The organism is Escherichia sp. MOD1-EC6098, from assembly GCF_002965865.1.
Classification (GTDB): domain Bacteria; phylum Pseudomonadota; class Gammaproteobacteria; order Enterobacterales; family Enterobacteriaceae; genus Escherichia; species Escherichia marmotae.
Window position 1 is genome coordinate 86947 of the sequence record NZ_PTSN01000016.1, and the last position, 16090, is coordinate 103036.

The following is a 16090-nucleotide window of genomic DNA, read 5'->3' on the forward strand; positions in this document are numbered from 1 at the left end:
GATAAGACGCGCACGCGTCGCATCAGGCATCTTGCACCTAACGCCGGATGCGGCGTGAACGCCTTATCCGGCCTACAAAACCATGCAGATTCAATACATTGCAGTTTCATGTAGGCCTGATAAGCGAAGCGCATCAGGCAATTTGGCACCGGTCATCACGCTACATCACTGTCGGTATCGGGTACGCCAAACTGGCTAATCATGGTGAATGGCACTTCGCCCACGCCTGCAACGTTGAGCACCGGAGAGCTACCGTCGAGCGGGATGCGCACATCTTCCACTTCGCCGGAGACTTCAATCGGCACCTCTTCTTCCCCGGTGTTGGTCACCACCGAAACGTCGTAATCACCCGGCGGAATGCCGTAATCAGCCGGATTAATCGAGAAATCGACCTGGCCTGGCCCCACGGAAGAACTGCCCTCCGGGATCAGCGAGACGGTGTAGTCATCGCCTGCGGCATCGGTAAAGTGGAGATCGGCGGTAGTACAGGCGTCGTCCAGCGTCGCGCGGCCGTTAATGGTCTGGTCGCTCACCTGCAAGGCGGTGGTCTGCACCATAATGTCGTCACCCACCAGGTTGCCGAGCGCCATCACCTGAATGTTGCTCATCAGCACCGCGTTGGTGTTGGCCTGCACGCTCATCTCTTCCATCATCGCCACCTGCGCCATCGACGAAAGCTGGTCGATATATTCGGTAGCGTCGGTCGGGTCAGTCGGGTCCTGGTTTTGGATCTCCGCGACAAACAGCGTCAGGAAAGTATCGACGGGCGAGCTATCGCTGCTGCTTTGCGTATCGCTGGCCGCCACGGTGTTGTTTTCCGCCGTGGCGGTCGGCTGCGGCGATTGCGCATTCAGCGCCAGGGTATTCATCATGCTTCTCCCAGTTTCAGCAGGCTTTGCTGCATACTTTTCACGTTGTTGAGCACATCGACGTTGGTTTCAAAATCGCGCGAGGCCGACATCATGTCCGCCATCTGTTCCACCACGTTGACGTCGGGATACCAGACATCACCGTTGGCGTCGGCCAGCGGCGAATGCGGCTCATAGTGTTTCACCGCCCCGCCGGTTTGCAGCACGTCCTGCACCTGTACGCTCGCACCGTCGATCGCGTGGCGATGCGTTCCCGCCAACAAACTGTGGTGATACACCGCGGCAAACACCGGGCTACGCGCTTTATACGCCTGCGCCTCGCTGCTGGCGGGTGCATTGGCATTCGCCAGGTTACTGGCAACGGTATTCAGACGCAGCGTTTGCGCCGTCATCGCTGAACCAGAAATCTGATAGATATCAGTAAAAGACATGCTTATTTCCCTTCAATGGCCTCTCTGATGCCGCTGATTTGCAGATTCAGAAAGGTCAGACTGCTTTGATAATCCATACTATTTTGTGAAAACCGCGCCTGTTCGCTGTTCAGTTCCACGGTGTTGCCATCTTCCGACGGCTGCATCGGCACGCGGTACTGGACATCCACCGCCGCGTTATTTGCCCGTTGCATCTCCCTGGCAAAATCAATATCTTTAGCCTTGAAATTTGGCGTATCGACATTCGCCAGATTCGCAGTCAGTAGCTCGGTCCTCTCAAGACGTAACTTCACTGCCTGCGGATGCACTCCCAATGCTTGTTGAAAACTGATCCCCATTTCTTGCGTCACTCCTGCTTCAATCCGCATACGCTAAGCAATCGCCGTGCCATTTTTTAAGTTACTGAAGAGAAAGGGTTTATGAGTTTTCAATTTTGCGGGCGGAAGATGTTCTTCCTCCTGACGCTGGCCTTACCGGGCTACGCCGCCGTCCATCCCGTGCAACATACCGCGCGGGAACAAGTCAACGCTCAGGTACTGAACGCCGCCAGCCAGCAGATTGAATCACTGGCGCAACAGCGGCAGTGGCATGACTATCGCTACACCTTTAACGTCTACATTCCCTCGCAGATTGCGACCGCCACGCCCTGTGCTACGACACCTGGCGTCACACTGACTTCGCCTGCAGACATCGCCCTCAACCGGATGAACTTCACCGTCAGTTGCCCACAAAACTGGCAGATGAACGTGGCGGTACGCCCGGATGTGCGGGTGCCGGTGGTGATGGCAAAGTCAGTGATTGCCCGCGACACGCCGCTTACGGCAAATGATGTGGAGTTGAAGCCCTACAACGTCAGCGCCCAGCGGCGGGATGTGTTGATGGAGCTCAATGACGCAATTGGTTTAAGCAGTAAGCACGCGCTGCAACCGGGTAAACCGCTCACCAAAGAAGAGCTGGTTTCTCCAGTGCTGGTCGAGCGCGATCAGCCGGTGATGATTGTTTACCAGAGCGCGGGGATCACCGCCTCAATGCCCGGCGTGGCGCTGAAAAATGGCCGCAAAGGCGAGATGGTGAAAGTGCGCAATGCCAACAGCCAGCGGGTCATCAGCGCGAGGGTGGCGGAAAGCGGTATGGTGACGACGGTAAGCGCGGAGTAATTTGCTTCGATACCGCGTAGCATATGTATGACTATCTCCCAATATTATGACTTTCTGACAAATTTCATCGTGTCTTTTGGATAATTATTGAGCATTCAATCACTACTGTTTAAATATCCAGATGGTAACTATTTCATCTGGGTCAAATGAGTGATATTGTATCACCAATAAGACCTATGGGGGTGCTATGTCTGAATTTGAATTACTCGTGAAAGATCTTCTTTTAAAATCAGAAGAAGACGAGAAAAAGCGACAAGAAAAAGATCGAGAATTAATTTCAAAGGTTCTTGAAATCTATGATCAAAAATATGTTGCAGAACTTCTACGAAAACTAGGAAAAAATGAATGGAGCAGAGAAACACTTAACCGTTGGATAAATGGGAAGTGTAATCCTAAGCAATTAACTTCTGCGGAGGAAACTTTACTCCGCAAGATGCTTCCAGAACCTCCTGAACATCATCCTAACTACACATTTCGTTTTATTGATTTATTCGCAGGGATTGGTGGTATTCGTAAAGGTTTCGAAAATATTGGTGGACAGTGTGTTTTTACCAGCGAATGGAATAAAGAAGCGGTAAGAACCTACAAAGCTAATTGGTTTAATGATGAACTAAATCATAAATTTAATCTTGATATACGAGAAGTCACTTTAAGTGATAGAGATGATGTTTCCGAAGTAGATGCCTATAATCATATAGACAAAAATATTCCAGATCATGATGTCCTTTTGGCCGGTTTTCCATGCCAACCCTTTAGCCTGGCAGGGGTAAGCAAGAAAAATTCGCTAGGACGTGCACATGGTTTTGAATGTGAGGCACAAGGAACTCTATTTTTTGATGTCGCTCGAATTATTAAATCAAAAAAACCAGCTATTTTTGTGCTTGAGAATGTGAAAAACCTTAAAAGTCACGATAAAGGTAAGACTTTTAAAGTCATCATGGAAACACTCGATGAATTAGGATATGAAGTCGCCGATGCTGGTGTTACTGGTTCGGATGATCCCAAAATTATAGATGGCAAACATTTTTTGCCCCAACATCGTGAGCGTATAGTGTTGGTAGGATTTCGTAGAGATCTTAATATTCACAATGATTTTACGTTAAGAAACATTAACCATTTTTACCCTCAAAACAGACCAACATTTGGTGAATTATTAGATCATGATGTTGACAAAAAATATATTCTGACCCCGAGGTTATGGGAATATCTTTACAATTATGCAAAGAAACATGCAGCAAAAGGGAATGGATTTGGTTTTGGTTTAGTTGATCCTAAAAATCCAGATAGTATCGCACGGACGCTGTCTGCTCGTTACCATAAAGATGGTTCTGAAATACTGATCGATCGTGGCTGGGATAAAGCTGTCGGTGAAATTGATTTTAGTAATCCAGCGAATCAAGAGAACCGCCCAAGAAGACTGACACCTCACGAATGTGCAAGACTCATGGGTTTTGAAAAACCAGGTGGAAGGCCTTTTAGAATACCTGTATCAGATACACAGGCCTATAGACAATTTGGAAATTCAGTTATAGTTCCAGTATTTGAAGCTGTCGCAAGATTGCTAGAACCATATATACAAAAGGCGGTCAATGCTCGTGTTCTTAACGATTAAAAATAATAACTAGCATTCATTAATGCGAGGCCTTTATTAAAGGCCTCTAAATATATATTGAGATTATACTAAATCCTTATAAATATTTTTTAACTCTGAGATAAAATCACTTAATGTTAATAATTCCCCCCTTATTTCCTCAGGATATTTTTTATGAAGAGGAGAAGGAACAACTAAGGTAACTCCCTCAGCTTTCATTTCGTTAAATTGTGCAATAGAGACACCTTCTTGCAATGTAAACAAATATATATTATTGATTTTATTTGCTTCATTGAGTGCCTGTCGCCACCGATCCTTACATGTTGTTTTTACAGCAAGCATGCGGAGTTTTTCTGTGGGAAAGTGATCATCATGGTAAGCTGCCGCTGATGGAAAAAGAAAATCGGGTTTCTTTTTTCCTTCAGTAATACATTGAGTTGAAAAATGATGTAGTCCATGCTCAATAAAAATATGCTCAAGATGTAGCTCCAGAGATTTCCCCGCTCGAGATTTTCTTCTATTGCTAACAGAGTTAGCCATACCTATAAAATCATCTACAGAACCAAATCCTTGACGAATAATGTCCAGCACATGAATTTCTTCAACCATTAGAAAGAGATCATATTCAATACGGCGGCGTTCTAAAAGTTGGTCATCTGGACTGGTTACGCCTACTGGATAATAACCCGCTGCATATTGAATGATCTCTAAGCCAGAAGGAAAGTTCTGTTTCCAGCTTTCCGGAATAACATATTCCTTTTGAGAGATTTTTGGCCTTGATGCGAGTACACCAAGTATTTCGCTGGCAGGCCCAAACATTAAAGTTCCAGGAATGATCTCCCCAACGGCAGATTCCAGTACATCCTCTTCTTCTGGGCTTACACAAACCCATACATCTACACTTTTGCTATCTCTTCCTGGTTCATGTTCAAACGCAAGCACAGATAAAGCACCTGTATTTTCCGGATCCTGTAGAGGACTGCCAGCTCCCCACCGAGTGATACGTTTTTCATTTCTTGTTTGCCCGAAATATTTATTATTGTAGTAAATAGCGCGAACCTCACTGTCTGCACATTCATGAGAAGAATAAGTTGCGCGCAATAAAACTGAAGGATTTTTTTCTGACGTATGATCTATAGATGGGAAAAGTTCAGCAACGATACCGGAAGGGATATACACCCCCACTTGATGCCCTCCCGTAGCACCAGTATCGTTTGCTGAAAGACGTTTAATATAGAGATAGTTGTTACCACCGACCTTATCAAGCAGCCAATCTTGTAACCCTGACATAAGACATCCTTAATTTTCATATAGTATCCGATTCGGATTTTTCCACATATCCATAAGGACAACCAGAACCAACATATCTGAACAAAAAGGAAACGTGAGATAACAATTAAAGTTTTCCCCCACATATACCGCTCTACCAGAGTAACCCCCCCAAATACCAAGACGAGGTTACGATGAAAATCTCCCCGACGATGCCAGGCAATCGCCCGACAGCAACGTCTGCTGGCTCCAGCCAGCCGCGCAAAAGCACGGCAACCACCACCACGACGCTAAACGCCGACGACATTACCCAGGCGGGATTGCAGTCTGCCCAGCAAACTCTGAACGACAAGAACGAAAGCGATATCGACAGCGACAAAGTGGCGCAAATGCAGGCGATGCTGGCCTCCGGCAGCCTGCAAGTGGACACCGAACAGTTAGCCAGCGATATGCTGAGTTTTTTCCAGAACTAAGAGGCCGATGAAGTGAGTATCCGGTTACAACAGGTAAAGGCGCTGCTGCAGGGCATTCGCGACGACGACGCGCGGTATGATTGCCTGCGCGAACTGCTTCAGCGTCAGCGGATCTGCATGATTCGCCGCGCCAGCGAAGAGTTGCTGGCGGTAAACGATGAGATAACCCATCACTATGAGCAGTTACACAGCCATAGCCATCAGCGGCACTGCCTGCTGCAACTGCTGGGTGTCAGCGTCAATAGTGACGGTCTGGCGCAGGTTTTTGCCTGGCTTCCGGCGGTTCAAAAAGCGGCTGCACAGCAGTTGTGGCAACGCCTTGAGCAAAAGGCGGAACGCTGTAAAAGCTATAACGATAAAAACGGCGAGCTGTTAATTCGCCAGTATGAATTTATTCAGGCTTTTTTAGGTAGCGAAGCGGATTTTCTCTATCAGGGATAACGGCAATACCTTCCCCCATTGCGGAAACGGATTTTCCGCCAGATCCCCAATCCTCTGTTTTTGAATAAAAAAATTCCCGGCACGTTTATTGCACATCCTGCAAAGTAATAAAGACTGGAAGCCACCTATGAGTTTTATTGAATGTTATGAACCGGAGTATGTACGCAATTTTTTGGCGTGCCATCCCGCTTCGCCTTTATACGTCCGTAAGGTCTGGAAGAATGAGATTCGCCAGAGTCTGGCATTAACCGATATTGCCAGTTGTGAAGCGGTACTCAACGACTCCAGCGCCTTTGAATTACAGCTCACCTACCGCTCTGTGGAAGAAAGTGCCGCGGAGCTATCCGCGCGTGATGCGATAGTAAACCAGGTAATTTTAAGCACCCTTGCGCTGGCCGATTTAACACCAGAGCTTTCACTGTATGCCGTCGGGCTCCTGCTCTCCCGCGCCAGTAAAATGCCAGGCAGAGACGGCGACACGCTTGCCCGTTTGACGACGCTGCCGCAGGCGCTGGCCGACCATGCGCAAAAAGGTACGTTGCAGGCACAATTTGCCCGGCTACCATCAGTGCCACACATCGCGCGCCAACTGGTGACGCTGCTCGGTAATTTTGCTTTTGACTGGTCGATTCTACCGGAAAGCCCGCGCAAAGCCTCGCTGCCGTTGCAGGTGACTTTGCTGACGTTGCATGACGCCAACAGCGAAGCTCTGTTGCAACAGCAGTTACAGGCGCAGTGGCAAACCACCTGTCAGCAATATTTCACAGCTTCGCCCTGGATTTTGCGTAATTACCTGATCTACCGGGTTTACCACGATGCGATTGGCCAGGCGGACGGGGCGGATTATTTCCCGCTGGTGTGCGATTTTTATCTCATCCGCACGTTAATCAGTTTGTGGACGCTGGATGGTTCACCGTTGCGGCAGGAGGATATTTTCGCCCTCTTCGCGGTATTTGAACGCTGGCGAGCCAGCGAAAATGCGCTGCTGATTCGCCAACAAATTCAGTCTGAATGTTGTGCAGATCCGCTGCTTTATGCGTTTTCACTGCTACCTTGCTAACGCTTTCAGGCCGGTTTTTCCCGGCCTTATCTACTTTGTAAACATATCATGCAAACCATCATCAAAACGCTCGCCACTCACCGCGAAAAACCGTTTGTCAGCGTCGTTACGCCAACCTGGAACCGTGGCGCATTTCTGCCGTACCTGATTTACATGTACCGCTATCAGGATTACCCGGCAGACCGCCGCGAACTGGTCATCCTCGACGACTCCCCGCAAAGCCATCAACACATCATTGACCGCCTGACCAATGGTAAGCCGGACGCCTTCAACATTCGCTACATCCATCACCCGGAAAAACTGCCGCTGGGCAAAAAACGTAACATGCTCAACGCACTGGCGAACGGCGAATACATCCTCTGCATGGACGATGACGACTACTACCCGGCAGATAAAATCTCCTGGACTATCGCCATGATGCAAAAACACCGGGCGCTCATCTCCGGTTCCGACCAGATCCCTATCTGGTACAGTCATATCAACCGCATTTTCAAAAGCCGCAGCTTTGGCCCGCATAACATCCTCAATGGCACCTTTTGCTATCACCGTAACTACCTGAAAAAGCACCGCTACGATGACGATTGCAATTTAGGTGAAGAGAAAAGTTTCACCGATAATTTCAGCGTAAATCCGCTACAACTGCCCGGTGAGCGCACGATTCTGTGTATCTCGCACAGCCAAAATACCTTTGATAAAGATTTTATTCTCGGGGCCAGCACGCCAGTCGATGCGGCGCTTACAGATATCGTCAGCGATCCGCTGTTACGCAATACTTATCTAAGTCTGCATAACGCCACTCATCACCAGGCGATCAACCATCAGGCTGTCGATCAGGTGGTCATTGTGAATCTGGATAAACGCCCGGATCGCTTACAGCAGATCCATGAAGAACTGGCACTGCTGCATATTCCGCCCGCGAAGATCACCCGCCTTGCCGCCTGTGAAGGTGAAAACGGTCAACGGGGCCGCTTTCAGTCACACTTGCAGGCGCTGCGCCTGGCGCAACAGCATGGCTGGCAAAACTACCTGCTGCTGGAAGATGACGCGGTTATTCTCAAGCAGGAGAAACATATTCAGGTGCTGAACACCCTGCTCGGGAGCCTTGGGAAAATCCCCTGGCAGGTGATGATCCTTGGCGGTGAGATTTCGCAAGGAACGATGCTAAAAAGTTTGCCTGGGCTGGTACACGCGCGGGACTGCCGCAAAGTGTGTGCTTATCTGGTGAACAGCCGTTACTACCCGCAACTGGCGCAGCAGATGAGCAACGATGAGCACTCGCTGGAAGCCTGCTGGCAGCCGCTGCTACGCGCCGACAAATGGCTGGCCTGTTATCCGAGTATTTGTTATCAGCGACCGGGCTTTAGTGATATCGAGCAAAAAACGACCGACAACATTAGTTACTATTTCAATAAGTTACCCGTAGCCACAACGCCATCCGCGTTACCCATTGCCGACACCATTGGCTTTTTTATGGAAACCTCCTTCCACTACGCGCTGTACCGCCCAATCATCACTGCCCTGCAGGCGCTGGGGCAGAGTTGCACGCTGGTGATCAACGACCGCGTGTTTAAACCGTTTCTTGATGAAATGCTGGAGACGCTAAAAAACATCGACGATCCGCAGCTTAAAGGTATGCGCTTGTCTGAAATGCAGGCACACGGTCAGCGAGTGAAATGCCTGGTCAGCCCCTACCACACGCCCGCGCTCAATGGCCTGGCGGCGGTGAACGTCCGCGCCATGTACGGCTTAGCCAAAGAAACGTGGAACCACGCCGACTGGAACCGTTTTTATCAGCGCATTTTGTGTTACAGCCACTACAGCCAGCAGGCGCTGGAACATTTCGGCAGTGCGAAAGTGGTCGGCAACCCGCGCTTCGACGCCTGGCATAACGGCACGTTCGATCGTTCGTTGCCGGAAAATATCCAACCCGATTACCGTAAACCTACGGTGCTCTACGCCCCCACATTTGGCGCATTAAGCTCCCTGCCCCACTGGGCAGAAAAATTAGGGCGCTTAAGCGGTGATGTGAATCTGATTTGCAAACTGCACCACGGCACCTGCTCGCGCCCGGAAGAAGCTGCATCGCTGGCCCTGGCGCGCAGGCATTTAAAACAGCGCACCGACTCTGCCCGCTACACGCTGACGCTACTGGCAAAGGCCGATTACGTGCTCACCGATAACAGCGGTTTTATTTTCGATGCTATCCACGTTGATAAGCGGGTGATTCTGCTCGACTTTCCTGGCATGAGTGAATTGCTCGACGGCGAGAAAAGCTACTCCACGCCGGAGAGCGCCGACCAGCAAATCCGCGAAATATTGCCGGTGGCTCATGATGTTGCGGAACTGCGTTATTTGTTGTCAGAGGCGTTTGACTGGTGTGCGGTACAGGGGCAACTGGCGGAAATTCGTCATCACTATTGCGATGCGTTTATGGATGGCAAGGCGGGAGAACGGGCGGCGATGGTGATTATGGAGGCGCTGGGGTAAACCGCGCAAGTGCCTGATGCGCTTCGCTTATCAGGCCTACGCGCCCCTGCAATATAGTGAATTCGTGAGGATTTGTAGGCCGGATAAGGCGTTTACGCCGCATCCGGCACGAACAGCGCACTTATCTACCCTCTGATTTCATACCTACATCTTTAAGACTGGTGAATCGGTAAAAGTTGCACATTTTGGAGCCTGGGAATAGTTGTCTTTATGAATTCCGAAAAGCGCCCAACTTCCTTCTATAACCATTCTTTTTTACCTGTATTGGCAGCAACATACCTCACCCGTGATTTATCTGTAGTACTTCGCAGGTATCAACTATAACTTCATGCCTGTAAACGACTAAAACGGGAGGGCGGTAGCGTTTCTGATGTGATATGAACCCATTTTGCTAATCTATTAGTTGCCTGGATGCCCTAGGCCTCAAAAATATAGCCATAAGATAGATTTTTTGATGGAACCCGGAGTAAAGGAGTGGGAAACAAAATGATAGTTCAGGTGATGCATAAGAGGATTGGATAAATGGAAAAAGAAAAAATTATAGAGAAAAAACAATGGAATGGGATCCCCCCCGAATACACGGACAGATGGAGGGAAATTTATAATAATGTTGCTCCTGGAGAAGGGATGCATTTATCAACTGCTTGTCCAGTATGTGGTGATACGGAATTATATCGCTATTATTCTCTGGTAAAAACGCAACCACGCTTAATAGGAGGAATTATGTATAAAGGACCTGGAAGTTATTGGGAATGGTGTGGTTCTTGTCGTTCCTATGAACATATGTCAGGATATGTACCAATATCCTGGGCTGTTGAGTTATCAGAAATAGATCATTCAAAATTAACCGCCATTCCAGATATAATTGATATTGCAAGACGTAAAAATCAACACTTCTCTTAAATATTATCTGAATACAGTTCTTCAAAATTCTACTCTGGTAGCGAGTTCAGGCTCCCCCTTGTCAACAAACACAGAATCACTCAAGAAAAATAACACATGAATCATACAAAAATAGTATCATCTCTCTTTGTTTTCATTCCTTTCGTACTACATGCAAGCGCTCCATGCTCCGACATACAATTATCTTCACAAGTTTTTCTCTGTTCTAAAGTGACATTTGAACACAGTGATAGTGAGCTGAATAATACTTACAAAAATCTTTTATCCATGATTCGTAAGGAATACAGTGCACAGCCAGATTTAGGTGTTGAGTATATTGAAAAAATAAAATCATCCCAAAGAGCATGGCTAAAATTTCGAGACAAAAATTGTGTAGTTTACTCATTCCAGAACGATGAAAAATCTCAAGCGTATGAGACGGCAATGTATTCTTGTAAAAATGACATGACACGTAAAAGAATTGAAGGGCTTAAAAGCATACTTACACAATAATGAATATATCCACAGGAACATTATCATGAGAAAAATAATATTTATACTCACACTAGTATCTAACTGCGTTACTGTTTGTGCAGCAACCGAATCAAACTGGCTTTCATCAGACTATGTTGTCATGACCAGTTTTCACGTTGAAGAAGTCACCAATCTAGCACATCCTGTTTGTACGTTGAATCTGGAAAGCAATAAGGATAAAGATAGTTATAACTATGTTGAAGGTGGAATTTGTCCCGCAGGCAAACCTACAGGAAAAGAAACCTGCGCGTACTCTGCGATCATCGAATTAAATCATAAGATTATTATCGCAAAGCAAGTATCATCAGGTAAAGATACGGCTATCTTTAAGAACAAAGATGTAACTATCATCACAAGAAAAATGTCAATTAACTCAGAAACCATAGATGATGAAGGCGAAGATGTTAAATACAGCATTACCATCAAGACAAAAGGCAATGAAAATACAATGAATATGTTTGGGTACTGTGGTATTTAAAATAGGTGAGAATACATAGCCAGACATTTATTATTGACAATCAAGATTTACCTCTATAACACGGAATTCTATATAACGTAATTTTTCCACTACATAATTCGTATTATATGTTCAATAACTGAAAGCAACTCTTGTCAATTAATAACTATTTTTGCATAGCTTATACGACAGAAAATTACTGGCGTCAGTCCTTTCGGGTTGCGGGCTTTCGTTATCTTACCCTGACTCTACTTTCAACATGATTAATAAATTCTTTTAGAGATAAAGTAAGTGAGATTAACTTTTATAATATTTTTTTGTTTTTTTATCGAAAATAGTTATGGTAGTGACCATCTTAAGATTATCTCTTTCAATGAAGTTACGTTTGAAGTCCCTGTTAATTGGTTCATTACTAAAAGCAAAGATTGTTTATCTATTAGCAAAGAATATAGAAATACAACTACATATATTAAAGTATGTGAATCCATATCACGTACGGGAAGCGACTTTTTCACAGTGAACAATGAAGGGCGATGGGAGGCGGCAAGCGAAGGCATTCCCGTATTAGCTGACATAAATGTTACGCCAGAATTTGTTGGCATGAGCGCAATTGTTTCATGCCGGATCAATGATGATTCTGGATATCATGTAGATCAATGTTTTCAGGCAGAGATAGCTTTACCAGAAAATCATTTTATTATTTTTACTGGCACAGGAAATTCAACCTTATTTATGATTTACAAGAATATATATGCATCACTTAAAGTAAAAGAACACGTTCTGAGGAGATAGCCCCTTATGATGGGATGACTCTCTTATTCATCTTTTTCAGCTTGCATAGAAAAACAAAAATACTATTTCCGAAACACTTCTGATAATCCATTTATTTTATTGCGTTAGTAAAAACATGAACAAAACATCACTCGCATTACTGTCTCTTATTATTTTTATTACTACTACCAGTACAATTGGTCAGAACAAAGCACTAACGCTACCATTAGATTCTACAAAAATAACACCATTTGCGATTTATTATAAAAACATCACCAACGGAATTACAGAACTCTCCTTATCTGAAAACCAAAAATCCCAAACAACACCTTTCAATCAGCAAGAAATCACCATCCCTGTCAAAGGCGATAATTTCCTCTCTCCCTGGGTTGCTAAAGATACTCGTTTTTACGAATTGGGTCAGTTTGAAGATAAAGATAATATCTTCAGACTTGTTATGTATAACACCATCGGTGAAAGTGACACTTCATTACTCAATATCCAACTGAATAGTTATGACAGAAAAGGCATCCTTTTAGATTCCCTGTTGCTTAGCACCTTCTTTGGTTACGAAGATATCATCCGTTTCTCACACTTTAAAATAAGCCCGGACTATACGATAGCGATAAATAACTATGTTATCCATCCTTACAAACCTGGTGAATATGGGATGACTCCACTCAAGAAGAGTCCACTACCTGAACTATATCTGCAAACAAGCTACAAAATAGTGAAAGGACGCTTTGAGTTAACACGCCGGAAAAAATTTAATACTAACTAAATAGTGATTAATTACCGACCCCTAATCACCTCAATAATCCCCGTCGTCGACACCGACGGCGTGCGGGGAAAATACACCACCTCACAAATATACGCGAAGCTATCAAACGTCCCGGCCCAGTCATCTCCCATCACCAAAATATCCGCACTGTACCCCCGCAAATACTCTGCTTTTTGCTCCAGCGATTCCTCCAGAAATACGCCATCCACGCATGCCAGCCCGGCGATTATCGCCATGCGGTCATCCTGATGGTAAACCGGTGCCCTGCCCTTTTTGGCGATATTTAAGGCGTCGGACGATACACCGACCAGCAGCCTTTCGCCCAGCGTGCGGGCGCGTTGTAAAAGGCGCAGATGACCGACATGAAACACATCGAAGGTGCCGAAGGTGATGACCGTTTTCATGGCTACTCCGCTAATTTGTGCCGTAGCCAGCACTGCACCGCAATATCGTCCACCGCTTTTTGCGCTTTCGCGGTGGCGCTTTCTTGTTGCTCGCGGCGTTTGTCGTCCAGCGTCAGGGCTACCACTTTCTCTTCGCAGGCCGCCGCCGTCAGGTTTTTCTGCATTCGCGTGGCTTTGATGTTAGCCAGCGTTTTTTCCTGCTCCTGCCAGGCGATTACCCTGCGCAAAGTGCCTTTGTAGCCGCTGACGTTTTTCAGCGATTCTACCGACGCCGCCGCGCCCGCAGCCGTTTTCTCCACCAGGTAGCCTAACGCCTTGATATTGTTGTCATAGCCCGCGCAAATCTGTTTTTGCTTTGCCAGTTCGACGGTTTTGTCTTTGACCGATTTATCCCGCAGGCGCTGCAACTGCGCGAGGGTGTCGATGATTTGTCGCATAGTTACTGTTCTGCCTTTTTGACACCAGGAAAGAGAATTTGCAGGCGGCTTTGCACCAGTTCGAGGGAGGCGGGTTCGCGCATCTCCTGACGCAAAAATCGCTCGATAGCCGGGAACATTTTCACCGCTTTATCGACGCTGGCGTCCGCGCCTTGCACGTAGCCACCGAGCGGGATCAGCGGTTTGATCTCCATATACGCAGCGTAGTTTTGCTTTAACGCGCGGGCGGATTGCTGATGTTCCGGGCGGGTGACCTGGTTCATGCAGCGGCTGATCGACTGGCCGATATCAATGGCCGGATAATGCCCCGCTTCCGCTAGCTTGCGGGTTAATACGATATGCCCGTCCAGCACCGCGCGGGCGCAGTCAACGATCGGGTCTTGCTGGTCATCACCTTCCGCCAGCACGGTGTAGATGGCGGTCATCGATCCTGCGCTTTCGCTGTTGCCTGCGCTTTCGACCAGTTTGGGGATCATGCCGAATGCCGATGGCGGATAGCCTTTGGTGGCAGGCGGTTCACCGAGGGAGAGAGCGATTTCTCGCTGCGCCATCGCGTAGCGGGTCAGGGAATCCACCAGCAGTAAAACGTGATGCCCACGGTCACGAAACCAGGCAGCGATAGAGTGGCACAGTTCGGTGGCTTTCAGGCGCATCAGCGGCGATTCATCGGCAGGCGCGACGACAACAATAGACTTTGCCAGCCCGTCCGCCCCCAGCGAGTGGTCGATAAACTCTTTCACTTCGCGCCCGCGCTCGCCAATCAGCCCGACCACCACAATATCGGCTTTAGTCTGGCGGGTGATCATCCCCAGCAGCACGCTTTTCCCGACGCCACTGCCCGCCATCAGCCCGACGCGCTGGCCTTTGCCGATGGTCAGCAGGCCATTGATCGCTTTCACGCCCACGTCTAAGGGTTCGTCCACCGAACGGCGGGTTAAGGGATTGACCGAGGGTGGCAGCGGCGGCAGAAGATCGTTGCCGTTCAGGCGGCCTTTGCCATCCAGCGGCTCGCCGAGGCCATTCACCACGCGGCCTAACCAGCTTTCGCCAATCAGGATATCGTGGGCTTTTTCTTCCGGAAAGACGCGCGCGCCCGCCATCAGGCCGACCGGCTGTTTAAACGGCATTAAGTAGGTGATGTCGCGATTAAAGCCCACGGCCTGCGCGTCGATAAGCGTGTGATTGGCGCTTTCAATACGGCACAGTTGCCCGGTCATTAGCGGGCAGCCGACGCTCTCCAGCAGGATGCCGTTAAGGCGCACCAACCGCCCGGCGACGCGGGCTAATGGAATCGACTCCAGCGAGCGCAGGGCGTTATCGAAAGCGGAAAAATCACTCACTTTGCGACTCCGGCGTGAGTGTTTCTTGCAGCGCCGTCATGCACTGTTCCAGGCGGTGTTCGCAGCCGATATCCAGTTCGGATTTATCGGTGATCACCCGGCATTCCCCCGGCGGCAGATCCGGCGAAGGCATCAGCCCCCATTCGCTGACCTTTTCCGGCACCGCGTCGCGCAGACGGTTAAATTCTTCCGTGCTCAGCATCACCTGTAATGTTTCCGGCATTGCCGGGAAGGCCGCCAGCGCCTCTTCCACCAGCGCCAGTAACTGCGTGGGTTGCAGCGCCAGTTCACAGCGGATCACCTGGCGGGTGACTTTTTCCACCAGTTGCAACAAATCTTCCCGCTGTTTGCGTTCGATATGGGCGAGGAAGTCGTTCACTTTTCCGCTGATGGCTTCCAGCGGCTGCGCCGCCTCCACAAACTGTTTGCGCCCTTCCTGCTGCCCCGCAAGGCTGCCTTCGGTGTAGCCCTGGCGTCGCCCCTCGGCAAAACCTTGCTGATGACCTTCGCTAAAGCCCTGCTCCTGGCCTTCGGTCATTCCCTGCGCAAACCCTTTTTGCAGCCCTTCCTGAAAACCGTCCATCAACTGGCGCTGGTAATCGGCGGCACTAATGCTGGCGGTGAGCGGTTCTCCGGTCACCGCACGCTGGCGCGGCGGGAAACGGTGCAGACGATAGCGCCCGCGCAGTGTTTCAATGGTCATGGG

19 protein-coding genes are annotated in these 16090 nt (G+C 48.3%); 11 read left to right on the plus strand and 8 right to left on the minus strand.

Features of this window, described 5'->3' with window-relative positions:
- Window positions 1-155: 155 nt before the first annotated feature.
- The 3 genes from C0K55_RS16980 to C0K55_RS16990 are packed head-to-tail and all read right to left on the minus strand — an operon-like array spanning window position 156 to window position 1638.
- Window positions 156-869, minus strand: a complete 714-nt coding sequence (locus C0K55_RS16980; protein WP_105267007.1) for a flagellar hook capping FlgD N-terminal domain-containing protein — start codon at window positions 867-869, stop codon at window positions 156-158.
- The gene (gene flgC, locus C0K55_RS16985; RefSeq protein ID WP_038355509.1) at window positions 869-1300 is read right to left on the minus strand and encodes a flagellar basal body rod protein FlgC; all 432 of its coding nucleotides are present in this window, start codon (window positions 1298-1300) and stop codon (window positions 869-871) included. Before flgC ends, C0K55_RS16980 begins: the two co-directional genes overlap by 1 nt.
- A gap of 2 nt (window positions 1301-1302) precedes the next feature.
- A complete protein-coding gene (locus C0K55_RS16990) occupies window positions 1303-1638 on the minus strand; it encodes a flagellar basal body protein (RefSeq protein WP_000512950.1) in 336 nt (111 codons plus the stop codon).
- Between the two features lie 81 nt (window positions 1639-1719).
- On the opposite strand from C0K55_RS16990, the gene flgA reads away from it, so the two are divergent.
- Both flgA and C0K55_RS17000 read left to right on the plus strand, forming a co-directional pair.
- Window positions 1720-2457, plus strand: coding sequence for a flagellar basal body P-ring formation chaperone FlgA (gene flgA, locus C0K55_RS16995; RefSeq protein WP_105267005.1), 738 nt, complete (start codon window positions 1720-1722; stop codon window positions 2455-2457).
- A gap of 187 nt (window positions 2458-2644) precedes the next feature.
- Window positions 2645-4069 (plus strand): DNA cytosine methyltransferase, encoded by a 1425-nt coding sequence (locus C0K55_RS17000; protein ID WP_105267006.1) that lies wholly within the window; start codon window positions 2645-2647, stop codon window positions 4067-4069.
- Between the two features lie 63 nt (window positions 4070-4132).
- Here the strand turns inward: C0K55_RS17000 and C0K55_RS17005 are convergent, their stop codons facing one another.
- Window positions 4133-5338 carry a type II restriction endonuclease gene (locus tag C0K55_RS17005; RefSeq protein WP_105283222.1) on the minus strand — a complete coding sequence of 402 codons (1206 nt, stop codon included), beginning with the start codon at window positions 5336-5338 and terminating at the stop codon, window positions 4133-4135.
- A gap of 173 nt (window positions 5339-5511) precedes the next feature.
- Between C0K55_RS17005 and flgM the strand changes: the two genes are divergently transcribed.
- The 9 genes from flgM to C0K55_RS17050 all read left to right on the plus strand — a co-directional run bounded on the left by flgM (window position 5512) and on the right by C0K55_RS17050 (window position 13203).
- A complete protein-coding gene (flgM, locus tag C0K55_RS17010) occupies window positions 5512-5790 on the plus strand; it encodes a flagellar biosynthesis anti-sigma factor FlgM (protein WP_105266988.1) in 279 nt (92 codons plus the stop codon).
- A 12-nt stretch (window positions 5791-5802) separates the two neighbouring features.
- Complete coding sequence (locus C0K55_RS17015; protein WP_038355513.1) at window positions 5803-6231, plus strand: flagellar protein FlgN; 429 nt, start codon at window positions 5803-5805, stop codon at window positions 6229-6231.
- A 127-nt stretch (window positions 6232-6358) separates the two neighbouring features.
- Window positions 6359-7291, plus strand: coding sequence for a lysine-N-methylase (locus tag C0K55_RS17020; RefSeq protein ID WP_123058166.1), 933 nt, complete (start codon window positions 6359-6361; stop codon window positions 7289-7291).
- Window positions 7292-7339: 48 nt separating this feature from the next.
- A complete protein-coding gene (locus C0K55_RS17025) occupies window positions 7340-9778 on the plus strand; it encodes a glycosyltransferase (protein WP_105266986.1) in 2439 nt (812 codons plus the stop codon).
- 522 nt (window positions 9779-10300) lie between these two features.
- Window positions 10301-10681 (plus strand): hypothetical protein, encoded by a 381-nt coding sequence (locus C0K55_RS17030; protein ID WP_233476868.1) that lies wholly within the window; start codon window positions 10301-10303, stop codon window positions 10679-10681.
- Between the two features lie 96 nt (window positions 10682-10777).
- Window positions 10778-11173 carry a lysozyme inhibitor LprI family protein gene (locus tag C0K55_RS17035; protein WP_105266985.1) on the plus strand — a complete coding sequence of 132 codons (396 nt, stop codon included), beginning with the start codon at window positions 10778-10780 and terminating at the stop codon, window positions 11171-11173.
- Window positions 11174-11198: 25 nt separating this feature from the next.
- On the plus strand, window positions 11199-11672 hold the full coding sequence (locus C0K55_RS17040; protein WP_105225084.1) for an adhesin: 474 nt from the start codon (window positions 11199-11201) through the stop codon (window positions 11670-11672).
- 270 nt (window positions 11673-11942) lie between these two features.
- Window positions 11943-12443 carry a hypothetical protein gene (locus C0K55_RS17045; RefSeq protein WP_236942072.1) on the plus strand — a complete coding sequence of 167 codons (501 nt, stop codon included), beginning with the start codon at window positions 11943-11945 and terminating at the stop codon, window positions 12441-12443.
- Window positions 12444-12558: 115 nt separating this feature from the next.
- A complete protein-coding gene (locus tag C0K55_RS17050) occupies window positions 12559-13203 on the plus strand; it encodes a hypothetical protein (protein WP_233476871.1) in 645 nt (214 codons plus the stop codon).
- A gap of 11 nt (window positions 13204-13214) precedes the next feature.
- Here the strand turns inward: C0K55_RS17050 and C0K55_RS17055 are convergent, their stop codons facing one another.
- Genes C0K55_RS17055 through fliH form a run of 4 tightly spaced genes read right to left on the minus strand, consistent with a single transcriptional unit; the run spans window position 13215 to window position 16087 of the window.
- A complete protein-coding gene (locus C0K55_RS17055; RefSeq protein WP_105266976.1) occupies window positions 13215-13607 on the minus strand; it encodes an adenylyltransferase/cytidyltransferase family protein in 393 nt (130 codons plus the stop codon).
- A gap of 2 nt (window positions 13608-13609) precedes the next feature.
- A complete protein-coding gene (fliJ, locus tag C0K55_RS17060) occupies window positions 13610-14044 on the minus strand; it encodes a flagellar export protein FliJ (RefSeq protein ID WP_105266977.1) in 435 nt (144 codons plus the stop codon).
- Window positions 14045-14046: 2 nt separating this feature from the next.
- A complete protein-coding gene (gene fliI / locus C0K55_RS17065; protein WP_038355517.1) occupies window positions 14047-15384 on the minus strand; it encodes a flagellar protein export ATPase FliI in 1338 nt (445 codons plus the stop codon).
- Window positions 15377-16087 (minus strand): flagellar assembly protein FliH, encoded by a 711-nt coding sequence (gene fliH, locus C0K55_RS17070; protein WP_085448680.1) that lies wholly within the window; start codon window positions 16085-16087, stop codon window positions 15377-15379. Before fliH ends, fliI begins: the two co-directional genes overlap by 8 nt.
- Between the last annotated feature and the right edge of the window lie 3 nt (window positions 16088-16090).

Bases quoted from the DNA above. Each gene is read 5' to 3' on its own strand.
- C0K55_RS16980 (WP_105267007.1), bottom strand. From the start codon at position 869: ATGAATACCCTGGCGCTGAATGCGCAATCGCCGCAGCCGACCGCCACG.
- flgC (WP_038355509.1), bottom strand. From the start codon at position 1,300: ATGTCTTTTACTGATATCTATCAGATTTCTGGTTCAGCGATGACGGCG.
- C0K55_RS16990 (WP_000512950.1), bottom strand. From the start codon at position 1,638: ATGGGGATCAGTTTTCAACAAGCATTGGGAGTGCATCCGCAGGCAGTG.
- flgA (WP_105267005.1), top strand. From the start codon at position 1,720: ATGAGTTTTCAATTTTGCGGGCGGAAGATGTTCTTCCTCCTGACGCTG.
- C0K55_RS17000 (WP_105267006.1), top strand. From the start codon at position 2,645: ATGTCTGAATTTGAATTACTCGTGAAAGATCTTCTTTTAAAATCAGAA.
- C0K55_RS17005 (WP_105283222.1), bottom strand. From the start codon at position 5,338: ATGTCAGGGTTACAAGATTGGCTGCTTGATAAGGTCGGTGGTAACAAC.
- flgM (WP_105266988.1), top strand. From the start codon at position 5,512: ATGAAAATCTCCCCGACGATGCCAGGCAATCGCCCGACAGCAACGTCT.
- C0K55_RS17020 (WP_123058166.1), top strand. From the start codon at position 6,359: ATGAGTTTTATTGAATGTTATGAACCGGAGTATGTACGCAATTTTTTG.
- C0K55_RS17025 (WP_105266986.1), top strand. From the start codon at position 7,340: ATGCAAACCATCATCAAAACGCTCGCCACTCACCGCGAAAAACCGTTT.
- C0K55_RS17030 (WP_233476868.1), top strand. From the start codon at position 10,301: ATGGAAAAAGAAAAAATTATAGAGAAAAAACAATGGAATGGGATCCCC.
- C0K55_RS17035 (WP_105266985.1), top strand. From the start codon at position 10,778: ATGAATCATACAAAAATAGTATCATCTCTCTTTGTTTTCATTCCTTTC.
- C0K55_RS17040 (WP_105225084.1), top strand. From the start codon at position 11,199: ATGAGAAAAATAATATTTATACTCACACTAGTATCTAACTGCGTTACT.
- C0K55_RS17050 (WP_233476871.1), top strand. From the start codon at position 12,559: ATGAACAAAACATCACTCGCATTACTGTCTCTTATTATTTTTATTACT.
- C0K55_RS17055 (WP_105266976.1), bottom strand. From the start codon at position 13,607: ATGAAAACGGTCATCACCTTCGGCACCTTCGATGTGTTTCATGTCGGT.
- fliJ (WP_105266977.1), bottom strand. From the start codon at position 14,044: ATGCGACAAATCATCGACACCCTCGCGCAGTTGCAGCGCCTGCGGGAT.
- fliH (WP_085448680.1), bottom strand. From the start codon at position 16,087: ATGACCATTGAAACACTGCGCGGGCGCTATCGTCTGCACCGTTTCCCG.